Origin of the sequence: Pseudomonas nitroreducens NBRC 12694 (assembly GCF_002091755.1) — a bacterium.
GTDB lineage: Bacteria > Pseudomonadota > Gammaproteobacteria > Pseudomonadales > Pseudomonadaceae > Pseudomonas > Pseudomonas nitroreducens.
The window spans coordinates 1-22,449 of the sequence record NZ_BDAI01000013.1; the positions used below are offsets into that span (position 1 = coordinate 1).

Consider the following 22,449-nt stretch of genomic DNA (forward strand, 5'->3'; position numbering starts at 1 on the left):
TTTTCGCTTAGGCGAAAAATTCCCTCGTTGAACCGAAGTTTCAGGGGCACGCCACGACGGGCCATCCCTGGCCCATCGTGGCTCTCGCGACATCCATGTCGCTCAACCCCTGAAACTCCGCTTCAACGAGGCCTTCTGAACGGGGCAGTCCGGAGTGCGCGGATATTTCTCTGGAAGATTTTTAAAAGTCAAAGCCAAAGCTGGATCGGGACGGACTCTCGTTAGGAGCGAGCTTGCTCGCGAACCGGAGCGAAAAACGCGGGTAAGGAGTCGGCTCAAACCTCCTCCTTCAACTCCTTCAGGTGCTTGTACACCGTCGCCCGCCCCATGTTCAGCACATTGGCCACGTAGTTCGCCGCGCTCTTGCCCTTGAACGCGCCCTCCGCGTGAAGGGCCAGGACCAGCTCGCGCTTGTGATCACGGCTGAGGGTGGAGAGGCTCAGCTGGCGCTGCCGTAACCAGGCATGGAGGAAGGTGTTGATGCGCTCCTGCCAGTCATCGCGGAATAGAGCGTCCGGCTGCGGGACAATCTTGTTCGAGGAGAGGAACAGGTCGAGCGCCGCCTTGGCGGTCTCGAACAGGGTGATGTTGAGGTTGATGCACAGCACTGCCAGTGGTTCGCCCCTGGCGTCGCGCAGCACGGTGCTGATGGAGCGGATCTTCTGGCCGTCCCAGTTGAGCTTCTCGTAGGGGCCGATGTTGCGTTCGTCGTGGCCGCCTTCGAGCATGTCTTCCAGCGCCGAATCGTCGCCGATCTCGCGCTTGGAGATGTTGTTCGCCAGGTACGCCACGCGCTGGTTGCGCAGGTCGTGGATGACCACTTCGGCGTGGGGGAAGAACAGCGCGGCGATGGCGTCGGCGATGGCCTTGTAGTTGTCCAGCGGATCAGCGGCGGTCATGGGCAAGGCTCTCGAAGGCGATGAAGCGGGCGCTGGCGAGTGTGCCGCAAGCGCCCGCGGGCTGTCACGGGCGACGGCTCACTTGGCCAGCAGGCGCGCCGGGGAAAGCATCTCGGCATTCAGGCCGTGACGGGTCAGGTGCTCGGGCAGGGCCTCGCAGCGGATCAGTGCGGCGCTGGCTTCGCCCATGGCGGCCGAAGTCTGGATGCCATAGCCACCCTGGCCGGCGACCCAGTACAGGCCGGGCGTGGCCGGGTCGTAGCCGGACACCAGGTCGCCGTCGGCGAAGAACGAGCGCAGACCGGCCCAGGTGTGGCTCGGGCGGCGGATGCTGAGCGTGGTGTGTTCTTCGATCTGGTAGATGCCCATGGCGATGTCCAGCTCTTCGGGCTGCACGTCGTGGGGTTCCACCGGGTCGGCGTTGGCCGGCGAGCCGAGCAGCATGCCGGCGTCGGGCTTGAAGTAGAAGGATTCGTCCAGGCTGACCAGCACCGGCCAGGCGTGGCTGTCCACACCCTCCGGCGGGCTGAACAGGAAGGCGGCGCGGCGCTTGGGCGTCAGGCCCAGAGGGGCGGCGCCGGCCAACTCGGCGATCCTGTCGCACCAGCCGCCGGCGGCGTTGACCAGCACCGGCGCGCGGTAGGTCTGCTGCGCGCAGCGTACTTCCCAGGCGTTGCCAATACGGTTGATTTCCAGGGCTTCGCTGTCCAGTTGCACGCTGCCGCCGTTGCGCCGGATGCCGCGCAGGTAGCCCTGCAGCAGGCCATCGGTGTCGATGTCGGCGGCGCTGGGGTCGAGCATCGCGCCGTGGACTTTTTCCCGGCGCAGCACGGGGACGATGGCGCAGGCTTCATCGGCACTGAGCAGGCGCATCTGCGGCACGCTCGCCTTTGCACTCTCATATTGGCGCTGGAGTTCCTCCGGGTTGCCTTCGAAGTCCACGGTCATCTCGCCGCGCGGGGTGAGGATCGGGTGTTCGACGAAGCCTTCCGGCGGATTGTCGAAGAAGGCACGGCTGGCGGCGGTCAGCGCACGTACCTGCGGCGTGCCGTAGGCGACGGTGTAGAGCGCTGCCGAGCGGCCGGTGGAGTGGTAGCCGGCGTGGGACTCGCGCTCCAGCACGGCGACCTTGCCGTGGCGGGAGAGGAAGTAGCCGGTGGAGGCGCCGGCAATGCCGCCGCCGATGATGAGGAAGTCGACTTCGATCATGTTCGTCTCCGGCTCAGGCGTTCTTCAGTTGCAGATGGTAGAGCGCATTGGCCAGGGCGACGTCTTCCAGACCCAGGCCGATGGAGCGGAAGAAGGCGTGGCGCTGGTAGTCCGGCTTGGCGGCGCGAGCGCTGACCAGCTCCGGCAGGTCGCCGAGGATGTTGCCATCCCAGCCGTGCTCCTCGCGGGCCAGACGCATTTCGCCGGCGGAGGCCGGGGTGGTGGCGCGGTAGTCGCAGTACACGTCCATCTGCGACAGCGACTGCGGCGGGACTTCGTGAGCGCGAGCGACGTTGGTGCTGATGGAGGTGATCAGCGCCGGCTTGGACAGGATCGACGGATCGAGCACCGGGGTGCCGGACGAGGTGCACAGCAGCACCACATCGGCGTCGGCCACGGCGGCTTCGACACTGGTGGCGGGTTCTGCGCGGGAATCGATGGCGCCGAACTGGGCCAGCACGCCGGCGTTCAGGTTCGGCGAGTAGACGCGGATGCTCTGCCAGTCCCGCAGGCCGGCGACGTAGCGCAGGTGTGCACGGGCGACCGGGCCGCTGCCGACGATGGCCAGCCGCTTGGCGTCCGGACGGGCCAGTTCCTGTACCGCCAGGGCAGTGGTGGCGGCGGTGCGCGCGGTGGTCAGGCTGCCGGCGTCGCACAGCAGCAGCGGCTGGCCGCTCTCCATGGACATCAGCAGGCTCCACGCGGTCACCAGCGACTTGGGCTGGCGCACGATGTACGGCGAGGTCTTCACGCCGTAGACCTTCTGCGAGGCCAGCACGCCGAGGTAGTTGATGAAGTCGCCGCCGCCGTTGGGGAACTCCACCAACTGTTGCGCGGGTTGCACGGCGCTGCCGGCGGCCAGTTCGACGAACATGTCGCGCATTGCCTGGAGCACGTCGACCTGTTCCAGCAGGCGTTCGGCGTCGGCCTGGTTGAGGGTGAAAGGCGTGGCGGCGGACATGGCGGGACTCCAGAAGTGGATTTATTTTTCCATTCTGGACTCTATTGTCTTTATCGACAAGCGCGCCTGGTCGGATGGGCACCTTTTAGGAGCGAGCTTGCTCGCTCCTAAAAGGTGAGACGCTCGGGTTTACAGCTTGAACTGCGCCACCAGCTCTTCCTGGCTGCCTGCCACGCGGCGCAGGTGTTCGCCACAGTCGCGGGTATGCGCGGCGGTCTTGCGGTTTTCCACGGTCATGTCGCTCAGCCGGTGCATGTGCTGGTTCACTTCCTGGGTCGTCGCGGCCTGCTGTTCGGCGGCGGCGGCGATCTGGAAGGCCATGGCGTGCACGCCCTGTAGGGACTCGTCCAGTGCGCCGAGGGCTTCGATCACCGCCTGGGTGTCCTGCTCCAGGGTATGGGCCTGCTCGCTGGCGCCGCTCATGCTCGACTGCGCCTGGACGGAGGAGTCGCCGAGGCTGCCGACGATGGCGACGATCTCGTCGGTGGCGCTGCGGGTGCGCTGGGCGAGGCTGCGCACCTCGTCGGCGACCACGGCGAAACCACGGCCCGCCTCGCCGGCGCGGGCGGCTTCGATGGCGGCGTTGAGGGCGAGCAGGTTGGTCTGCTCGGCGATGGAGCGGATCACATCGAGCACCGAGCCGATCTGCTGGCTTTCGCCAGCCAGGGTCTGCACGACGCCGTCGGCCTGGCGCAGGCCGACCAGCAACTGGTCCTGGCGGCCGATCATGTGCTGCAGGGTACCCTGCATGGCGACGAAGGCCTGGCGCGCGGCGGCGCTGCCGTCGGCACTGCGGCTGGCGCTGCCGGCGATTTCCTGCACGGTGGCGGCCATCTGGTCGACGGCGCTGACCACCATTTCCAGCGCTTCCTGCTGCTGGTCGAGGTGGTTGCTGGTGCGTCCGGCGGCGTCGAGGATGTCGCCGCTGGCATCGCCCACGGCCTCGCTGGCCTGGCGCAGGCGCTCGACCACCTGGCGCCAGGCCGTGGTCATTTCGCGCAGGGCCTGCATCAGGCCGCTGCTGGCGCTGGCATCGTCGCTCAGGCGCAACTCGCCGTTGGCCAGGCGCTGGGCCAGCGCCGCCATGCTCGCTGGTTCGCCGCCCAGCGGGCGCATCACGCTGCGGCTGACCAGCCAGGTGCCGGCTGCGACGCCGAGCAGGGTCAGGACGCCGAGCACGAGGATTTGCCACATCAGCTTGCGCACCGGGGCGAAGGCCTGGGCCTGGTCCATTTCCGCCACCAGTGCCCAGTGCACACCGTCGAGGTTCAGCGGGACGAAGGACTTCAGTGCCGGTTCGTTGCTCAGGCCAACCTCGGCGAGCCGGCCCTGTTCGCCGGCCAGGGCTTTGGCGATGGCCTCGCCGGGCAGGCTGGTGGGTGTCTCCTTGTCGCGGCGTACGTGGTGGTCGGCAAAGCGCACCGAGTCCGAGCGCAGGCTGCCGTCGCCGCCTACCAGATAGGTTTCCCCGGCTTCACCCAGGCCCTGGCGGTTCTGCATCACCTCGTTGATCGCCGCCAGCGGCAGCTCGAGCACCAGCAGCAGTTGCAGCTTGCCGTTGTCCTTGATCGGCGCGGCCAGCCATTGCACCGGCTGCTGGTCGTTGGGCGCCTGCTCCAGGTCGCTGATGCTGGCCTTGCCGCTGTCCAGCGCGGTGCGGATGAACGTGCCGAAAGCGGTGTCGCGCCATTGCGGATCACCGATGTTCTGCTGGTAGTCGACGCCGCGGCCGAGGCTGAACACCACCTTGCCGTCACCGGCCACCAGGCGCAGTTCGCGGTAACCGAAGGTCTTGATGAAGTTCTCGAACACCGGGCGGTCGTAGTTGGCTGTGGTGACCAGGGACTCGCTGTCCAGCCCGGCGTAGTTGCTGCCCAGGTTGGTGGCGAGGCTGCTGAGCTGGTCGTTGCGGGCCTTCCAGGCGTCCATCAGCTGTCGCTGCTTGATGCTGGCGACCGCCTCCAGGGCGTTGAGGCTTTGTTCTTCGAGGGCCCGGCTGGCCTGGAGATAGACCACGATGGCCATCACCAGGACGGGGATCAGGCCGACCGAGAGGAAACTCAGAGCAAGTTTGGCGCGCAAGGGCATGGGAGGATTCCGACGAGTTCTTGGAATTGTTCTCGCGTGCTTTGCAAGAAGCGTGCGAATTTTTTTACGTCTGTAAATAAAACTGAGCGGAAATGGCCGGGGCGGGGCTGATTTCGTGACAGGGATGGCGCGGTGCCATTGTTTGCGGGGAATCCCGCACGGTCGTCCCAGCGGGTCCGGCGGGAAAAACCCGAGGCTCTGGCGCGGGGACCGGCATGTGTTTCAGCGGAGGAGAGGGGTGACGTCACCGGACGTAACGTCGATGGAAACAAAAAAGGCGAAGCCAGGTGGCTTCGCCTTGTTTTGGAGCAGAAAGCTGGTGCAGCGGCGGATCAGTGCTTGCGCGGAACCGGCTTGAGCAACTCGGTGGGGGGCATCTCGCAGTTGATCTTGCGGCCCAGCAGTTCCTCGATCGGCGGCAGGGCGAAGGCATCGTCCTCGCCGGCGAAGCTGATGGACGTACCAGTGCTGCCGGCGCGGCCGGTACGGCCGATGCGGTGCACGTAGTCGTCCGGATCCTCGGGCAGGGTGAAGTTGATCACGTGGCTGATGCCGTCGACATGGATGCCGCGGCCGGCGACGTCGGTGGCGACCAGCACGCGGATCTTGCCCTCGCGGAAGCCTTCCAGGACCTTGATGCGCTTGTGCTGCGGCACGTCGCCGGACATCTGGGCGGCGCTGATGCCGTCCTTGGTCAGGCGTTCCTCGATGCGCCGCACTTCGTCCTTGCGGTTGGCGAAGACCATTACGCGGGTCCAGTCGTTCTGCGCGATCAGGTTGTACAGCAGCTTGTACTTGTCGCTGCCGGCAACGGCGTAGACGTGCTGCTCGACGGTATCGCTGGCGACGTTCTCCGGCTCGATCTCGACGATGGCCGGGTCGACGGTCCACTGCTTGGCCAGGTTCATCACGTCGTCGGTGAAGGTGGCGGAGAACAGCAGGGTCTGGCGTTCGCCCTTGTAAGGGGTCTGGCGGATGATCTGGCGGACCTGCGGGATGAAGCCCATGTCGAGCATGCGGTCGGCTTCGTCCAGTACCATCACCTCGACCATGTCCAGGTGCACCTCGCCGCGCTGGTTGAAGTCCAGCAGGCGGCCTGGGGTTGCCACGAGGATGTCGCAGAAGCGCGATTCCAGGGTCTTGAGCTGTTTGTCGAAGTCCATGCCGCCGACGAAACTCATGACGTTCAGGCCGGTGTACTTGGCCAGACCGACGGCATCCTTGGCGATCTGCACCACCAGTTCGCGGGTCGGCGCGATGATCAGCGCACGCGGCTCGCCCATGTAGCGCTCTTTGGGCGGCGGGGTCTGCAACAGCTGGGTGATGATCGAGATGAGGAACGCGGCGGTCTTGCCGGTGCCGGTCTGGGCACGGCCGATGGCGTCCTGGCCGCGCAGGGTGAAGCCCAGTACCTGCGCCTGGATCGGCGTGCAGTAGGGGAAGCCCAGGTCATGGATGGCATGCATCAGACGCGGGTCGAGGTTGAAGTCGTGGAAACGGGTCTTGCCTTCGGCCGGCTCGACGACGAAGTCTTCCAGCTTCCAGTTATCGACCACCGGCGGGCGCGGCTTGCGTTCGCGGCGCGGCTTGTCGGCCCTGGGCTCGCGGGGCTTGTCGGCGCCTTCGGTCTTTGCGGGCTCGGCCTTGGCTGCCTGGTCGCGTTTTTCGCCACGTTCACCTTTGTCGGAACGCTCGGCGCGGGGTTTGTCGCTCTTCGGGCCGCGGGCCGGTTTCTCCGCGGATTCGCCTTCCGGGCGCGGGTTGCGCGGTTTGCGCGGACGTCTTTCACCGCTCTGGGCGGGCTTTTCTGCGGCGGGAGCGGGGGCCGCTGGCGTGGCCACGGGTTGCTCGCCGTCGCCCTTGCTGAAGATTTTCTTGAGTGCTTTAAGCACGGCTGTCTCGTGTTGGTTAAGGAATGAACGGCCGCCAGTGTAATGCAAGATGCCCGCAGGGCGAAGTGCCACGGGCATCCTGCCTATTGACTTGGCCTACGGAAGGCTCTCCAGCAGCAGCCGGCGCACGTTGCCGCCCATGATCGCGGCGATGTCCTGGTTGCTGAAACCGGCCTTCGCCAGACCCTGGGTCAGCTGTGCCAGGCCGGTGGTGTCGAAGGGCGCGTTCACCGCACCGTCGAAATCGGAGCCCAGCGCGATGTGCTCGACGCCCACTTTATCGGCCGCGTAGCGCATCGCCTTGACGATGGCGTCCACGGATGTCTCGCAGACCGCGCCGTCCCAGTAGCCGATGCCGATCACCCCGCCGGTGTTGGCGATGCCGCGCAGGTGCGCGTCGGTCAGGTTGCGCGGGCCGGGGCAGGTGCCCGCGACACCTGTGTGGGAGACGATCACCGGACGCTTGGCGATGGCCAGCACGTCGTCGATCAGCGGACGCGAGGCGTGGGCCAGGTCAATCAGCATTTTCTCTTCTTCCAGGCGCGGGACGACCTGGCGGCCGAACTCGGTCAGCCCGCCTTTCTTCAGGCCATGGGCGGAGCCGCCGACCTCGTTATCGAAGAAGTGAGTCAGGCCCATGATGCGGAAACCCGCGTCGTACATGCGGTCGATGTTCTCCAGCTTGCCTTCCAGCGGGTGCAGTCCTTCGGTGGCGAGCACGCCGGCGAGGCGCTTCGGGTCCTTCTGCCAGGCAGCGAGGTAGCGGGTCAGGTCGTCGCGGCTGCGGATCAGGGTGAGCTTGCCCTGGCTGTCGGCGGCGGCCTTGTCGAGGAGTTCGCCCTGATACAGGGCGCGTTCGAGCAGGCTGTTCCAGGTGCGCGCCGGCCAGCGCTGGGCGATGACCAGCGGGGTGATGTTGTCGCTGTCGGCGCTGTTGCTCTCGTAGTTCAGGCCGCGCGGGGTCTTGGTGACGGTGGAGAACACCTGCAGGCCGACATGGCCTTCGAGCAGGCGCGGTACGTCGGTGTGGCCGTGGTCGTGGCGGTCGAGCAGGTTGCGGTCCCAGAGCAGGGCATCGTCGTGCAGGTCGGCGACGAACAGCGTCTGGTGCAGCGCCTGGGCCTCGGACGAGGCGGGGTAGGGCGGCGGGCTGGCCACGGTGTTCATCTTCCGGTCCATATAGCCCGGCAGGTTGAAGAAGATCCCCAGGCCAACGGCCAGCAGGATGAGCAGGACGATCAGCAGTTTGCGCATGTCAGCTTCCCAGCTTTGTTGTTATTGGTGTTTTCGCTGGGGGAATCTAACAGACGGGCCAGTGCGGTGGGAGATCAGCCGCAGAGGCAGTTGCGGCCCTTCTGCTTGGCCTGGTAGAGGGCGCCGTCGGCGCGCAGGATCAGGCTCGGCAGGTTTTCCTGGATGTCCATCTCGGCCAGACCCAGGGACACGGTGACGCCGGGCAGCACGCCCACCGGCGAATAGAAGGAAGTGACCTGTTCGAGGCTTTGGCGCAGGCGGTTGCCAATGCGCCGGGCTTCGTCGATGGCGATTTCCGGCAGCAGGATGACGAACTCCTCGCCGCCATAGCGGGCCATGCTGTCCTTGGGCCGCAACTGGCTGCGCAGGGTGTGGGCGACCAGGCAGAGGGCATAGTCGCCGGCCAGGTGGCCGTGCTCGTCGTTGTAGTTCTTGAAGTGGTCGACATCGAGCATGAGCATGCACATGGGCTGTTCGTTGAACGCGCAGCGCGTGCTCTCGCGGTCGTAGATGTGCTCCAGCCAGCGGCGGTTGAACAGCCCGGTGAGAGTGTCGATGTTGGCGTTTTGCTCGGTGTCGAGAATGATCCGGTTGCCCTCGCGGACCCGTTCGCAGAGTACCGAGAGCAGGTTCTGCATCACCTGCGGGGAGTGCTCGAACAGGCCGATCAGCGCCTCGCGGTGCAGGCGCAGCACGGTGGTCGGTTCGCTGGCGACGACGTAGGCGGAGGGATGGTCGCTGTCGATGAAGCTGATCTCGCCGGCGCAGTCGCCCGGATGCAGGGTGCTGACCGGCTGGTTGTCGAGCGAACCCAGATACACCGTCAGGTGCCCGGTGAGGACCATATAAAGGAAGTGGTTGCGATTGAAAGGCGACAGCAGAATTTCCCCGCGCTCCAGTTCACAGGCGCGGAAATCCTTGAGCAACTGCTCCAGATTGGCCGCCGCCACGTTCTGGAACAGGCGCAGGTGCTGGAGTTGGCGAATGTCCTCTTTCCACTGCGCGGCTTTCATGACGCAGCGGAAGTCGGATGGCGACTGATGATGTGCACGACTGACTCTCCCTGTAGTCCTCTTCGCACATTGAGCCATCAGTATTAGTCAGATTCGACTACTGGCAATTCGCAGGCAGCCCCGGCCGACCGGCGGTCGGCCGGGTGTTTCATCAGCTTTCCAGCCACTCCACATGCACTGCGTATCCTCCCAGTCGCTCGGCCAGTGCCGCGCGCGAGTCTAGGTCGAGGGCGCCGACGAACAAGCGAGCCTTATGACCCAGGCGGTCATCGGCGACCACCTCGATGCGTGGTGCCGGTGCGAGGTGGCGGGTTTCGTCCTCGAACACGCGACGAATGGCGTCCAGGCGCAGGGCGGGCTTGAAGGTCTTGCCGACCGCAGTGACGGGAATGACGTCCAGCAGCCAGACGTCCTTGGGCACCGCTGCGCGCTCGGGCACGTGCTGGGCGGCGTGTTCCAGCAGTTCCGCCTCGCTCACCTGCGCACCGGGCTTGAGCTGGATGTACACCACCGGCAGCTCGCCTGCCTTCAGGCAGGGTTTGCCGACGGCGGCGGCCATGGCCACGGCGGGATGGCGGTGCAGGGCTTCCTCGATCATCTGCGGGTCGATGTTGTGCCCGCCGCGGATGATCAGGTCCTTGCTGCGGCCGGTGAGCCAGATGTAGCCGTCGGCGTCGATGCGGCCCAGGTCGCCGGTGTTGAACCAGTCGCCGTCGACCCAGATGTCCTTGTTCTTGCTGGCCTGCAGGTAGCCCTTGAAGACGGTCGGCCCACGCAGGCAGATGTTGCCGATCTCGTCCACTTCGGCATCGCGCAGATAGTGGCCGTCGCCGTCGAGGATCACCGACTTCAGTTCGCAGTAGGGCAGGCGCAGGCCGATGGAACCGGGGCGTCGCTCGCCGCCGCGCGGGTTGCAGCTGGTGCCGCAGGTGCCCTCGGTCATGCCGTAGCCTTCGATGATCGCCAGGCCCGTCTTCGCCTCGAACTGACGGATCAGCTCCACCGGCATGGGCGCCGCGCCACAGAGGGCGAAGCGCAGGCTGGAGAGGTCGTGCCCTTCACTGGGCACTTGCAGCAGGGCCGCGTAGATGGTCGGTACGCCGCTGAAGCTGGTGACCTTGTAGCGTTCCACCAGCTTCCAGAAGTCCTGAATCAGCGTCGGGTTGCGGTAGCCCTGCGGGCCGGCCAGCAGGACGTGGCCGCCGCGCATGAAGGGCGCGAGACCGCTGACCATCACGCCATTGACGTGGAACAGCGGCAGGCCGCAGAGCAGTACGTCGTTGCCGTCGTAATCGGAGTTCAGGCCCATGATCTCGGCCATCGCCACTTCGTTGAAGTGGCTGTGCGGCGCGAGCTTGGGGGTACCAGTGGTGCCACCGGTGTGGAAGTAGGAGGCGACCTCGTCGGGGCCGATCACCCGGCCGCTTTCCAGGTGGTCGTCGGGGCACTGAGCGAGCAGCTCGTCGAAGTCCAGCACGCCCTCGGGCAGCTTACCGCGCTGGGCCTTGATCGCCGAGCGCTGCGGCTCCGGCAGCAGGTTGGCGAGGTCGACGGTGACGATGGCGCTGAGTTCGGGCAGGTGGTCGCGCAGCGCTGCCACCTTGTCCCAGAGCTCGGTGCCGGGGAAGGGAGCCAGGGTGACCAGTACACGGGAATCGGCGGCACGCACGAGCTCGGCGATGTGCCCCGGATCGAGCAGCGGGTTGATCGCGTTGACGATACCAGCCGCTTCGCCGCCCCAGATCACGTAATGGGTCTGCGGCAGGTTGGGCAGCAGGAACGACACCGAGGTGCCCGGCCGCACGCCCAGGCGATGGAAGGCGTTGGCCGCCTGGGTGACGCGGGAGAACAGTTCGGCGTAGCTGACCTGGATCGGCTCCTCGGCCGCCGAACCCTGCAGCAGGAAGCTCAGGGCGGTGGACGGGCCGAACTGCTGCGCCGAGCGGCGCAGCAGTTCGTAGGTGTTCGGCGGCAGGTCGCGGTCCTGCAGCGGGACCTGTTCCAGGGCTTGGACATCACGCAGGCTGCTGATCGGGGCGTTCATGCTTCTTCTTGTTCTCCGCAGGGTCAGGGGATCACAGGCGCTCCCGCAGCCAGGCGCCGATATCGCCGAGTTCCTCGTTGCTCACTTCGTGGCTCATCGGGTAGGTGCGCCACTGGGCGGGCACCTCGTTGGCCTGCAGGAAGTCGTAGGCGGCGCGGCCCATGGCCGGCAGCACCACGTCATCGAAAGTGCCATGCAGGCAGAGCGCCGACAGTTGTCTTTTTGTAGCCGGCAGGCTTATGCCTTCGCTGAATGTCGGGCCATAGGTGGAGAGCGCCATGACCCCGCCCAGTTCGCCGTTCCAGCGCAGGTAGCCGGTGTGCAGCACCACGGCCCCGCCCTGGGAAAAGCCGGCGAGGATGATGCGCTTGGCCGCGATGCCCTGCTCGATCTGCCCCTGGATCAGCGCGATCACGCTGTCGGCCGAGGCCTCCAGCTGCGCTTCGTCGATGGCGCGCGCCGGGGCCATGGCGAGGATGTCGTACCAGCTCGGCGCGGGCATGCCGTTGAACACGGTGACCGGGCGGGTCGGCGCCTGGGGCAGGATGACGCGCGTCGAGGTGAAGCTGCGCTGCAGCATCCGTGCTACCGGTTCGAAGTCGTAACGATCGGCGCCCAGGCCGTGCAACCAAATGACGCAGGAGTCGGCGCTTTGGGCGGGTTCGAGGATCAGTGGCTGGGTCATGGAGGCTCCAGGATGGGGCAGGCGCTCTAGGATGGGGCGCCGCGTTCGGAATAGGGTGGAGAGGCGATGCAAGAAGATGTCGCATGGCCATAACTTGTGGGACTTGACTGCACGAAATCGAAGGAAGGTTCCTGGGCTGGTACGCCACTTGCTATCACTGCTTCCAGGCTGTGCGGCCCCACTTCCGGTAACACTCTACCGACCCCATCCGGAAAGCTGTACCGGAAGTGGCGCCGCGAATGCCTTGGGCTGCTTCAGGGCCCGTCGCACCGGCCGCGGTCAACGGCCGGTGCGACGGGCCTTCGCCTTCACACGCAATGATCCCTTGATAACCCGTTCCAGTGCGCACCACCTGCGCGCTCGAAGGTGTGTTCGCGGCTTCCGATAGGTTTTTAGGAGCCGTCTAGACTCACTTTCAGGTCTCCATCCCGTTAGATGTCTTGCTGGTGCCTCACGAGGGTACGGCGGTGGAACCGGGACTCCAAAACACTAAAAAAGCAACGGAGAAGATCGATGAAGATGGTGAAATCCACCCTGGCAGTGCTGACCACCGCCGCCGTATTCGGTGTCAGCGGGCTCGCCCACGCCGGCGCCACCCTGGATGCTGTGAAGAAGAAAGGCTACGTGCAGTGCGGTATCAGTGACGGTCTTCCGGGCTTCTCGTACGCCGACGCCAAGGGCCAGTACAAGGGTATCGACGTCGACGTCTGCCGCGCCGTGGCGGCTGCCGTGTTCGGCGATGCGACCAAGGTCAAGTACAGCCCGCTGACCGCCAAGGAGCGCTTCACTGCGCTGCAGTCCGGCGAGATCGACATCCTCTCGCGCAACACCACCTGGACCAGCTCGCGCGACAGCGCCATGGGCCTGAACTTCGTCGGTGTGACCTACTACGACGGCCAGGGCTTCCTGGTGAACAAGAAGCTGGGCGTGTCCAGCGCCAAGGAGCTCGACGGCGCCACCGTGTGCATTCAGGCAGGTACCACCACCGAGCTGAACCTGTCCGACTACTTCCGCTCCAACAACCTCAAGTACACCCCCATCACCTACGACACTTCCGACGAGAGCGCCAAGTCGCTGGAGTCCGGCCGTTGCGACGTGCTGACCTCCGACCAGTCGCAGCTCTATGCCCAGCGCATCAAGCTGGCCGCGCCGGATGACTATGTGGTGCTGCCCGAAGTGATCTCCAAGGAGCCCCTCGGCCCGGCCGTGCGCCAGGGTGACGAGGAGTGGTTCGACATCGCCCGCTGGACGCTCTTCGCGATGCTCAACGCCGAGGAGCTGGGCATCAACTCGAAGAACGTTGAGGAGCAGGCCAAGAGCACCAAGAACCCGGACGTCGCGCGCCTGCTCGGCGGCGAGGGTGACTATGGCAAGGACCTCAAGCTGCCCAAGGACTGGGCGGTGCAGATCGTCAAGCAAGTGGGTAACTACGGCGAGATCTTCGACCGCAACGTCGGCGACGGCAGCGAGCTGAAGATCAAGCGTGGCCTCAACGCCCAGTGGAACAAGGGTGGTCTGCAGTACGCACCGCCGGTGCGCTGACCTGACCCGTTCCGGCGCCCGGAGTGTGGGCGCCGGACTGTTTCGAACGACGTGAAGCCTTCCGGGCGGCCACGGGCGTAGCCCCGTGGTCGCCCGGCGGCCTTCCGAGAGGGCTTACATGCAGAATTCCGTCAAGGCCCAGCGCCCGCGGGGGGTATCGATCAACGATCCCGTCGTGCGCGGCTGGGCATTCCAGATCATCGCCGTCATCTTCGTCGTGGCGGTCGGCTGGTTTCTCTTCGACAACACCCAGACCAACCTGGCCCATCGCGGCATTCAGTCCGGCTTCGGCTTCCTCGACCACAGCGCCGGCTTCGGCATCTCCCAGCACCTGATCGACTACAGCGAAAGTGACACCTACGGACGGGTGTTCATGGTCGGCCTGCTGAACACCCTGCTGGTCACGGTGGTGGGCATCTTCTTTGCCACCGTCCTGGGCTTCATCCTCGGTGTGGCGCGGCTGTCGCCGAACTGGCTGATCCGCAAGCTGGCGACCCTGTACATCGAGACGTTCCGCAATATCCCGCCGTTGCTGCAGATCTTCTTCTGGTACTTCGCCGTGCTCGGCCCGCTGCCTGGCCCGCGGCAGAGCATCAGCTTCGGCGACCTGTTCTTCGTCAACAACCGCGGCCTGCAGATGCCCGCGCCGATCGCTGCCGACGGCCTCGGCCCGTTCATCGTCGCGGTGATCCTGGCGCTGGTTGGCTGGGTGGTGATCTGGAAGTGGGCCAAGGCCCGTCGCCATGCCACCGGCAAGGCCTTCCCGGTGTTCCTCAGCGGCCTGGCGCTGCTGGTGGTGCTGCCGGGCCTGGTGTCGCTGGTCGCCGGAGCGCCGTTCCACTGGGACGTGCCAGTGCTGCAGGGCTTCAACTTCCGCGGCGGCTGGGTGGTGATCCCGGAGTTGGTGTCCATTGTCCTCGCGCTGTCGGTCTACACCGCCGCCTTCATCGGCGAGACGGTGCGCGCCGGCATCCAGGCGGTCAGCCATGGGCAGACCGAAGCTGCCGGCTCCCTGGGCCTGCGTCCGGGGCAGACCCTGCGCCTGGTGATCATCCCGCAGGCGCTGCGGGTGATCATCCCGCCGCTGACCAGCCAGTACCTGAACCTGGCGAAGAACTCCTCGCTGGCCGCCGCCATCGGCTATCCGGACATGGTTTCGCTGTTCGCCGGCACGGTGCTCAACCAGACCGGCCAGGCCATCGAAACCATGGCCATCACCATGAGCGTATACCTGGCCATCAGCATCAGCATTTCGCTGCTGATGAACTGGTACAACAAGCGCATCGCGCTGGTCGAGCGGTAGAGGGAGCAGACCATGACAACTCATACCTTCAAGCCCGACCTGCCGCCACCGGCGATGAGCGTGGGCGTGCTCGCCTGGCTGCGCGCCAACCTGTTCTCCAGCTGGTTCAACACCCTGCTGACGCTGGTCGGCATTTACTTGGTCTACCTGATCCTGCCGCCGCTGCTGGAGTGGGCGATCATCAAGGCCGACTGGACCGGCAGCACTCGCGCCGACTGCTCCCGCGAGGGCGCCTGCTGGGTGTTCATCGGTTCGCGCTTCGGCCAGTTCATGTACGGCTTCTACCCCGAGGAACTGCGCTGGCGCGTGGACCTCACCGTGCTGTTCGTGGTGTTCGGCGCGGCGCCGCTGTTCCTCAAGCGCTTCGCGTACAAGGTGAAGTACGGCCTGTGTTTCCTGGTGGCGCTGCCGATCGTGGCCTACTGGCTACTGCACGGCGGCTTCCTGGGGCTTGAAACCGTGCCGACCAGCGCCTGGGGCGGGCTGATGCTCACTGTGGTGATCGCCGCGGTCGGTATCTGCGGGGCGATGCCGCTGGGCATCCTGCTGGCGCTGGGGCGGCGTTCGAAGATGCCGGCGATCAAGGTCATCTGCGTCACCACCATCGAGTTCTGGCGTGGTGTGCCGCTGATCACCGTGCTGTTCATGTCCTCGGTGATGCTGCCGCTGTTCCTGCCCGAAGGCATGAACCTCGACAAGTTGCTGCGCGCCATGGTGATGGTGGTGCTGTTCGAGGCTGCCTACATCGCCGAGGTGGTGCGCGGCGGCATGCAGGCCATCCCCAAGGGGCAGTACGAAGCCGCGGCCGCCATGGGCCTGGGCTACTGGCGGACCATGGGCCTGGTGATTCTGCCGCAGGCGCTCAAGCTGGTGATCCCCGGCATCGTCAACACCTTCATCGCGCTGTTCAAGGACACCAGCCTGGTGATCATCATCGGCCTGTTCGACTTCCTCAATAGCATCAAGCGCGCCACCGCGGACCCGGCCTGGCTGGGCATGGCCACCGAAGGCTATGTCTTCGCGGCAGTCGTCTACTGGATTTTCTGTTTCGGCATGTCCCGCTACTCCATGCACCTGGAGCACAAGCTGGACACCGGCCACAAGCGTTAGGAGTTCATCATGTCTGAAGCCACCAACAAGACCGCACAGCCGGCCATCGGCGATCACGTGATGATCACCATGAAGGGCGTGAACAAGTGGTACGGCCAGTTCCACGTGCTCAAGGACATCAACCTGGAGGTCAAGCAGGGCGAGCGCATCGTGCTCTGCGGGCCGTCCGGTTCGGGCAAGTCCACCACCATCCGCTGCATCAACCGCCTGGAGGAACACCAGCAGGGCAGCATCGTGGTCGACGGCACCGAGCTGACCAACGACCTCAAGCAGATCGAGGCGATCCGCAGCGAAGTGGGCATGGTGTTCCAGCACTTCAACCTGTTCCCGCACCTGACCGTGCTGCAGAACTGCATCCTGGCACCCATGTGGGTGCGCAAGATGCCCAAGCGCCAGGCCGAGGAAGTCGCCATGCATTACCTGGAGCGCGTGCGCATCCCGGAGCAGGCGAACAAGTTCCCCGGCCAGCTCTCCGGCGGCCAGCAGCAGCGCGTGGCGATCGCCCGCGCGCTGTGCATGAAGCCGAAGATCATGCTGTTCGACGAACCGACCTCGGCGCTTGACCCGGAAATGGTCAAGGAAGTGCTCGATACCATGATCGGCCTGGCGCAGAGCGGCATGACTATGCTCTGCGTGACCCACGAGATGGGCTTCGCCCGCACCGTGGCGAACCGGGTGATCTTCATGGACAAGGGCGAGATCGTCGAGCAGGCGCCGCCGGATCAGTTCTTCGACAACCCGCAGTCGGATCGGACCAAGCTGTTCCTCAGTCAGATCCTGCACTGATACGGCGTTTTCTGTAGGAGCGAGCTTGCTCGCGAACGAGTTTCCCGGCCGCGACAGTGCTGGGCGGTTCGCGAGCAAGCTCGCTCCTACAACGAATTCGCGCCTTTCCTCGCGTTATCAGGTTAGCCCCGTCACGCTCGTCTCCCACGATGGCAAGCGCACGCCGCAACGGCGTATGCTGCCCACTCCACCGCGCAAACCGGCGGCATCGCGAAAAGCCGGCTGAACTCGGCTCCCCATCGGTGTTCCCATGTGCAGTGGTTTGTCAGGGATGGGCTACCGTTTGAGGTAGCTCCCCTGCATCCGCCGTCCAAAGGAAGAGAGCCGACGTGAACCTGATCCTATCGCCAATGAACCTCAGCAAAGCCAAGGCCTGGAGCGCCCACGCGGTGACCTCCAGCGGTGTCATCCTAGCGCTGCTCGCGCTTCTGGCGCTGGTCGACAACAGGCCGCAAGCCTGCCTGCTGTGGCTGGGCGTGGCGCTGCTGGTGGATGGCCTGGACGGCACCCTGGCGCGCAAGTTCGACGTCAAGGCGGTGCTGCCACACTTCGATGGCTCGACCCTGGACCTGGTGATCGACTACCTCACCTACGTCTTCATCCCCGCGATCTTCATCTACCGCTACGTGCCGCTGCCGGTGCACACCGAGCTGCTGGCGGTGGGGGTGATCCTGGTGTCCTCGCTGTTCTGCTTCTGCAACGTCAACATGAAGAGCAAGGACAACTACTTCGTCGGCTTCCCGGCCGCGTGGAACGTGGTGGCGGTGTACTTCTTCGTGCTCGACCTGCACCCCTGGGTAAGCTTCGTCACCGTGCTGGTGCTGGCTGCGCTGACCCTGACCCGCATGAAGTTCCTGCACCCCTTCCGCGTGCGCCAGTTCATGCCATTGAACATCGCCGTGACCTTCGTCTGGATGCTCAGCAGCGCACTGCTGATCCTCCAGCAGCCGGTCGACCAACCCTGGTTGCTGGGCCTTTGGTTCGCGGCTTCGGCTTACTTCGTTGGTGTCTGCGTCTGGCGTACGGCGGTGGAGTGGTTCCACTGATCGCGGAATCACAATTGCCTTCCACGGCAAACGCCGCTTATGCCTGCCTCCCCAGCAGCCTCTGCCGGAAAGCTCCCGGCGTTTCCCCGCACACCTGCTTGAACAGACGCGCGAAGCTCGCTCGGTCGGCGTAGCCGACATCACTGGCGATGCGTTCCAGCGAGCGCCCCGGATCGCCCAGCGCTTCCTGTGCCGAAGCGATACGCAGGCGCTGCACGTAGTCGTTCGGCGACATCCCTACCTGCTCGCGAAAGCGCCGCAACAGCGTGCGCGTGGAGCAGTGCACGCGCTGCGCCAGGCCGGAGAGGTCGAAGGGTTGCGCGTAGTTGTCCTCCAGCCAGGCCAGCAGCGGCTCCAGCGGTGAGCCGGCCGGCAAGGGATCGGGCAGCAGCGGCGTGAAGCGTCGTTGGCGGCCTCGCCCGTGCTCGAACACCAGGGTCGCCGCCGCGCGCCGCGCCAGGGCGGCGCCGGCTTGGCACTCGATCAGGTACAGGCACAGGTCCAGCCCGGCCTGGGCGCCGCCGGAACAGAACCGACCGTTGTCCTCGGTACACAGGGCGTCGATGTCCAGCCGCACCTGTGGATAACGCTCCCGGAAAGCCGTCTCCAGCGCCCAATGCGTGGTAGCGCGACGACCATCCAGCACGCCGGATTCGGCCAGCAGGAAAGCGCTGCTGCACAGGCTGCCAAGTTGCACGCTGGCAGGGGCGTGACGCAGCCAGGCAAGCAGTGGCTGATTGGCGGCGAAGGTGGCGTCGATATCCGCGCCGGTGGCGGGAATCAGCAGCAGGTCGCAGCCGGCGGCGAGATCGAGCCCGCCCTCCACCGCCACGCGGCCGAAGGACAGGTCCACCGGCTCACCCTCGGCACTGACCCGCAGTACCTCGAAGTGGCGTTCGCCCGCCAGGCGGTTGGCGAGGTGGAAGCTGTCCATGGCCAGGCCAAGGCTGGAACACAGGGTTTGCGGGCAGACGAACAGGGCTATCCTGAACATGGCGTCTCACTGTGCTCGTGTAAGAAACTTGGCGCTATTGATCATAATGTTGTCCATAACGCCAATCGTGTCCAGTCGAGCCCTTGGGGATACTGCGCCCATTGCCCACCGACACGAGCACACCATGGCCCATCCCAATGCCCAGCTGATCGAACGTTTCTACCAGGCCTTCCAGCGCCGCGACGGAGAGGCCATGGCCGCCTGCTACAGCGCCGATGTGCAATTCAGCGACCCGGTCTTCACCGACTTGCACGGCGCCGAGGCCGGGGACATGTGGCGCATGCTCACCGCTCGCGCCCAGGACTTCTCGCTGACCTATGAAGGCGTCGAGGCGGATGGGCAGCGGGGGTCGGCTCGCTGGGTGGCGTCCTACACCTTCACCCAGACCGGTCGGAAAGTGACTAATCACATCCGGGCACATTTCCACTTTCGCGACGGATTGATCTGTCAGCATGTGGACAGCTTCGATCTGTGGAAGTGGTCGCGCCAGGCCCTCGGCGCCAAGGGAGTCTTGCTGGGCTGGGCGCCGCCGGTGCAGGCGGCGATCCGCGCGCAAGCCGCCAAAGGCCTCTCGGCCTACCGCGCACAACGAGCAGCGAAGGCCGGATAGAGGGCTTTCGGGCTCGCCCCTGGCGGCGGGATAGGCTTAAATGACAGGCGACTGAGAACCGGACACCGCCATGATCACTCTTTTCCAGTTCCCGCCCGCCTTCAACGTACCCAACGTCAGCCCCTTCTGTCTGAAGCTGGAGACCTTCCTGCGCCTTGCCGGGCTGGAGTATCAGGTCAAGCCCGTGATGGACCCGCGCAAGGGGCCCAAGGGCAAGCTGCCGTTCATAACGCTGGACGGCAAGGCCATCGCCGATACGGCGATCATCATGCGTACGCTGCAGCAGTACTACGAATTCGACCTGGACGCGGGGCTCGACGCCCGTGGCCGCGGTTGGGCGGTATCGATCACCCGTCTGTGCGACGAGCACCTGGTGCCGCTGCTGGTGTACTTCCGCTGGCTCGACGAACAGGGCTTCCGTCAGGTGAAGGATGTGATGCTGCGCGGCATTCCCGCGCCGCTGCGGCCGGTAGTGGGCACAATGCTGCAGCGCAAGATCCGCGGCGACCTGAAGGGGCGCGGCCTGCTGCGCCATAGCCGCGACGAGCTGCTGGGCTTCGCCCGCGACGACCTCGAAGCCCTCGACGGCATGCTCGGCGACCTGCCGTACTTCGGCGGCGCCCAGCCTTGCAGCGCCGATGCGGCCACCTACGGGGTGCTGGCCAACCTGATCCTCAGCACCCTGGAAACGCCGCTCAACGACATGGCGCGCAGCTATGAACGCCTGGTCGGCTACTGCGACCGCATGCAGGCGCGGGTCTGGGCGTCGTGACCGCGGCCGAACCCAAACCCTGGTTCGTCTACCTGGTGCGCGCCGAGAATGGCGCGCTTTACTGTGGCATCAGCGACGACGCCCAGCGCCGATTCGAGACCCATCGCACCGGCAAGGGCGCGCGCTTTTTCCACTCCAGCCCGGCCCAGGCGCTGGTCTACGTCGAGGCCTGCCCCGGCAAGGGGGACGCCCTGCGCCGTGAGCGCGCGATCAAGGCGCTGACCAAGAAAGCCAAGGAGCGCCTGGTACTGGCCAATCCGTTCGTCATCAACGCCGTGGATGTCGTCCCATCCGAGGGATGAGGTAGGACTCGCGCGAAGCACGGGTTAAGCTGCCGGACCACTTTCCGGCCGCTGGAGCCCACCATGTCCGAGCTGATCCTGCACCACTACCCGACTTCGCCGTTCGCCGAAAAGGCGCGCCTGATGCTGGGCTTCAAGCAGCTGCCCTGGCGCTCGGTAACCATCCCGCCGCTGATGCCCAAGCCGGACCTGATGCCGCTCACCGGCGGCTACCGCAAGACGCCCGTGTTGCAGGTCGGCGCCGATATCTACTGCGACACTGCGCTGATCGCCCGCCGCCTGGACCAGGAAAAGGCCGTGCCCGCCCTGTTCCCGGAAGGCCACGAATTCACCGTTGCAAGCTTCTCGCTGTGGGTCGACTCGGTGGTGTTCCAGCATGCGGTCAGCCTGGTGTTCCAACCCGAATCCATTGCCATGCGCTTCGGCAAGCTGCCGCCGGAGTTCCTCAAGGCCTTCGTCGCCGATCGCAGCCAGCTGTTCAGTGGCGGCACGGCCAGCAAACTGTCGGCCGAGCAAGCCAAGCACCAGTGGCCGACCTTCATGGCGCGAGTCGAGCAGCAACTGGCCCGCGAAGACGGCGATTTCCTGTTCGGCGAACCTTCGGTAGCCGACCTGTCCCTCGCCCATTGCCTGTGGTTCGTCAAGGCCACGCCGGTCACCTCACCGCTGGTGGACGCCTATCCGGCGGTCAGTGCCTGGCTCGCTCGTGTGCTGGGCTTTGGCCATGGTGCGCCGAGTGAAATGAGCAGCGAAGAAGCCATCGCCGTGGCGCGCGACAGCCAGCCAGTTGCACTGCCCCAGGAGGACTTCGTCGATCCCAACGGCTTCACACCCGGCCAGCGCGTGGTGATCGCCGCCACCGACTACGGCTGCGATCCGGTGGAAGGCGAGTTGGTGCACGCCGGGCTGGAAAGCCTGATCCTGCGCCGCGAGGACCCGCGCGCCGGTACGGTGCATGTGCACTTCCCTCGCGTCGGCTTCAGCATCCGCCCGGCCTGAGCCCGGCCGGGCCGGGGCACTGCCGCGTCACCGGGGTGCGCAGGCGTGGCAGGTTCTCGGCCATTTCGCGGAAGTGCTGCAGGCGCTCGTAGCAGAGCGCCATTTCCCCGCTGTTGCTGTTGTACCAGGCATCCGGCGCGCCGCAGCTGACCAGCTGGATCGTCAGCGGACGCGGCGGGCGGAACAGCCGGAACACCTCGTCCACCATGCGTTGCAGATGATCGCCGTCACGTAGCAGGGCGATCAGCGGCAGCGTGCTATCGCGGTCCACCGCCGGCGTGTCGTAGTTCAGACGCAGCGCCGCGCGGTGCTGGATCGACGGATGCCGCCGCGCGTGGCGAATCCAGTCGAACGCCTTGCTGGCCTGCAGGAACTCCTGGTCGCAGTAGACGGCACGTTCGTAGGGCAGCCCGGTCAGGGGCGGCAGCCAGTCCAGGCGCGCCATGTCGCTGCCGTAGAGCAGGCAGGCGATGTTGTAGTAGCGCTGTTCGTCCAGCGGATGGCTGTCCCAGGCCAGCACCTGGTCCGGCGGCGGCTTGGGTGTCTGCCATTCCAGGCGCCAGTAATCGGCGATGTCCAGCAGGCGCGCGTCCACCTCGTCGCGCGGCAGCTTCGCGTAGAGGCGGAACAGCAGGATGAAGCCGAGCTGGTCCGCCGCGTCCTCCTCGCGTCCGAGCACCGGAAGGTCGTACTCGGCGATCAGCATGTGCCCCATCTCGTGCATCACGCTGAATTCGGCGTTGGCCAGCACGAAGCGCGCGACGTTGGGTGTGAGCGGCTGCGGCGTCGGGGCAGCGAAAAGGAGGTTGGCGCAGAGCAGCAACAGCAACGCGAGGTACGAGCAGTGCATCCGGGGATGCCCGGAGAGCGGGGACGCTACGACAGTGAAGGCGTGCAAGGCGGGCATGGCGGCCACCGCGAGCGAGAGGCGCCTGATTTG

The 22,449-nt window shown here is 65.7% G+C and carries 20 protein-coding genes; 9 read left to right on the top strand and 11 right to left on the bottom strand.

Annotated elements, in window-relative coordinates:
* Positions 1 to 275 precede the first annotated feature (275 nt).
* The 9 genes from PNI01S_RS23820 to PNI01S_RS23860 form a co-directional block, all read right to left on the bottom strand.
* Complete coding sequence (locus tag PNI01S_RS23820; RefSeq protein WP_065086693.1) at positions 276 to 899, bottom strand: helix-turn-helix transcriptional regulator; 624 nt, start codon at positions 897 to 899, stop codon at positions 276 to 278.
* Positions 900 to 977: 78 nt separating this feature from the next.
* A complete protein-coding gene (locus PNI01S_RS23825) occupies positions 978 to 2,108 on the bottom strand; it encodes an NAD(P)/FAD-dependent oxidoreductase (RefSeq protein WP_084359439.1) in 1,131 nt (376 codons plus the stop codon).
* A 13-nt stretch (positions 2,109 to 2,121) separates the two neighbouring features.
* Entirely contained in the window at positions 2,122 to 3,069 is a 948-nt protein-coding gene (locus tag PNI01S_RS23830; protein WP_084359441.1) for an ornithine cyclodeaminase family protein, read from the bottom strand.
* A 129-nt stretch (positions 3,070 to 3,198) separates the two neighbouring features.
* Positions 3,199 to 5,157 carry a methyl-accepting chemotaxis protein gene (locus tag PNI01S_RS23835; RefSeq protein ID WP_038803579.1) on the bottom strand — a complete coding sequence of 653 codons (1,959 nt, stop codon included), beginning with the start codon at positions 5,155 to 5,157 and terminating at the stop codon, positions 3,199 to 3,201.
* A 332-nt stretch (positions 5,158 to 5,489) separates the two neighbouring features.
* Entirely contained in the window at positions 5,490 to 7,049 is a 1,560-nt protein-coding gene (gene rhlB, locus PNI01S_RS23840) for an ATP-dependent RNA helicase RhlB (RefSeq protein WP_037007867.1), read from the bottom strand.
* A gap of 96 nt (positions 7,050 to 7,145) precedes the next feature.
* Positions 7,146 to 8,303 carry a dipeptidase gene (locus PNI01S_RS23845; RefSeq protein WP_084359443.1) on the bottom strand — a complete coding sequence of 386 codons (1,158 nt, stop codon included), beginning with the start codon at positions 8,301 to 8,303 and terminating at the stop codon, positions 7,146 to 7,148.
* A gap of 74 nt (positions 8,304 to 8,377) precedes the next feature.
* A complete protein-coding gene (locus PNI01S_RS23850) occupies positions 8,378 to 9,316 on the bottom strand; it encodes a GGDEF domain-containing protein (protein WP_024767150.1) in 939 nt (312 codons plus the stop codon).
* A gap of 151 nt (positions 9,317 to 9,467) precedes the next feature.
* Positions 9,468 to 11,360: an acyl-CoA synthetase gene (locus tag PNI01S_RS23855; protein WP_084359445.1), complete on the bottom strand. Its 1,893-nt coding sequence runs from the start codon at positions 11,358 to 11,360 to the stop codon at positions 9,468 to 9,470.
* Positions 11,361 to 11,391: 31 nt separating this feature from the next.
* Positions 11,392 to 12,045, bottom strand: a complete 654-nt coding sequence (locus PNI01S_RS23860; protein WP_065084189.1) for an alpha/beta hydrolase — start codon at positions 12,043 to 12,045, stop codon at positions 11,392 to 11,394.
* Between the two features lie 513 nt (positions 12,046 to 12,558).
* On the opposite strand from PNI01S_RS23860, the gene PNI01S_RS23865 reads away from it, so the two are divergent.
* From PNI01S_RS23865 to pcsA, 5 genes are all read left to right on the top strand, one after another.
* Positions 12,559 to 13,587: an amino acid ABC transporter substrate-binding protein gene (locus PNI01S_RS23865; RefSeq protein WP_024767153.1), complete on the top strand. Its 1,029-nt coding sequence runs from the start codon at positions 12,559 to 12,561 to the stop codon at positions 13,585 to 13,587.
* Between the two features lie 118 nt (positions 13,588 to 13,705).
* Positions 13,706 to 14,890 (top strand): amino acid ABC transporter permease, encoded by a 1,185-nt coding sequence (locus PNI01S_RS23870; RefSeq protein ID WP_024767154.1) that lies wholly within the window; start codon positions 13,706 to 13,708, stop codon positions 14,888 to 14,890.
* A gap of 12 nt (positions 14,891 to 14,902) precedes the next feature.
* Positions 14,903 to 16,000 (top strand): amino acid ABC transporter permease, encoded by a 1,098-nt coding sequence (locus tag PNI01S_RS23875; RefSeq protein ID WP_024767155.1) that lies wholly within the window; start codon positions 14,903 to 14,905, stop codon positions 15,998 to 16,000.
* Positions 16,001 to 16,009: 9 nt separating this feature from the next.
* A complete protein-coding gene (locus PNI01S_RS23880; RefSeq protein WP_024767156.1) occupies positions 16,010 to 16,786 on the top strand; it encodes an amino acid ABC transporter ATP-binding protein in 777 nt (258 codons plus the stop codon).
* 350 nt (positions 16,787 to 17,136) lie between these two features.
* The gene (gene pcsA, locus PNI01S_RS23885; protein WP_089285729.1) at positions 17,137 to 17,832 is read left to right on the top strand and encodes a phosphatidylcholine synthase; all 696 of its coding nucleotides are present in this window, start codon (positions 17,137 to 17,139) and stop codon (positions 17,830 to 17,832) included.
* A 37-nt stretch (positions 17,833 to 17,869) separates the two neighbouring features.
* On the opposite strand, the gene PNI01S_RS23890 is transcribed toward pcsA, so the two are convergent.
* Positions 17,870 to 18,826 (bottom strand): GlxA family transcriptional regulator, encoded by a 957-nt coding sequence (locus PNI01S_RS23890; RefSeq protein ID WP_084359447.1) that lies wholly within the window; start codon positions 18,824 to 18,826, stop codon positions 17,870 to 17,872.
* Positions 18,827 to 18,950: 124 nt separating this feature from the next.
* Between PNI01S_RS23890 and PNI01S_RS23895 the strand changes: the two genes are divergently transcribed.
* The 4 genes from PNI01S_RS23895 (at position 18,951) to PNI01S_RS23910 (ending at position 21,509) form a co-directional block, all read left to right on the top strand.
* Complete coding sequence (locus PNI01S_RS23895) at positions 18,951 to 19,436, top strand: nuclear transport factor 2 family protein (protein ID WP_037013044.1); 486 nt, start codon at positions 18,951 to 18,953, stop codon at positions 19,434 to 19,436.
* Positions 19,437 to 19,506: 70 nt separating this feature from the next.
* A complete protein-coding gene (locus tag PNI01S_RS23900) occupies positions 19,507 to 20,208 on the top strand; it encodes a glutathione S-transferase C-terminal domain-containing protein (RefSeq protein WP_024762862.1) in 702 nt (233 codons plus the stop codon).
* Complete coding sequence (locus PNI01S_RS23905) at positions 20,205 to 20,510, top strand: GIY-YIG nuclease family protein (protein ID WP_024762863.1); 306 nt, start codon at positions 20,205 to 20,207, stop codon at positions 20,508 to 20,510. Before PNI01S_RS23900 ends, PNI01S_RS23905 begins: the two co-directional genes overlap by 4 nt.
* Positions 20,511 to 20,573: 63 nt before the next feature.
* A complete protein-coding gene (locus PNI01S_RS23910) occupies positions 20,574 to 21,509 on the top strand; it encodes a glutathione S-transferase family protein (protein WP_084359449.1) in 936 nt (311 codons plus the stop codon).
* Here PNI01S_RS23910 and PNI01S_RS23915 read toward each other — a convergent pair.
* Positions 21,490 to 22,416, bottom strand: a complete 927-nt coding sequence (locus PNI01S_RS23915) for a DUF4344 domain-containing metallopeptidase (protein WP_256576711.1) — start codon at positions 22,414 to 22,416, stop codon at positions 21,490 to 21,492. The two genes, PNI01S_RS23910 and PNI01S_RS23915, sit on opposite strands and share 20 nt — an antisense overlap.
* Positions 22,417 to 22,449 lie beyond the last annotated feature (33 nt).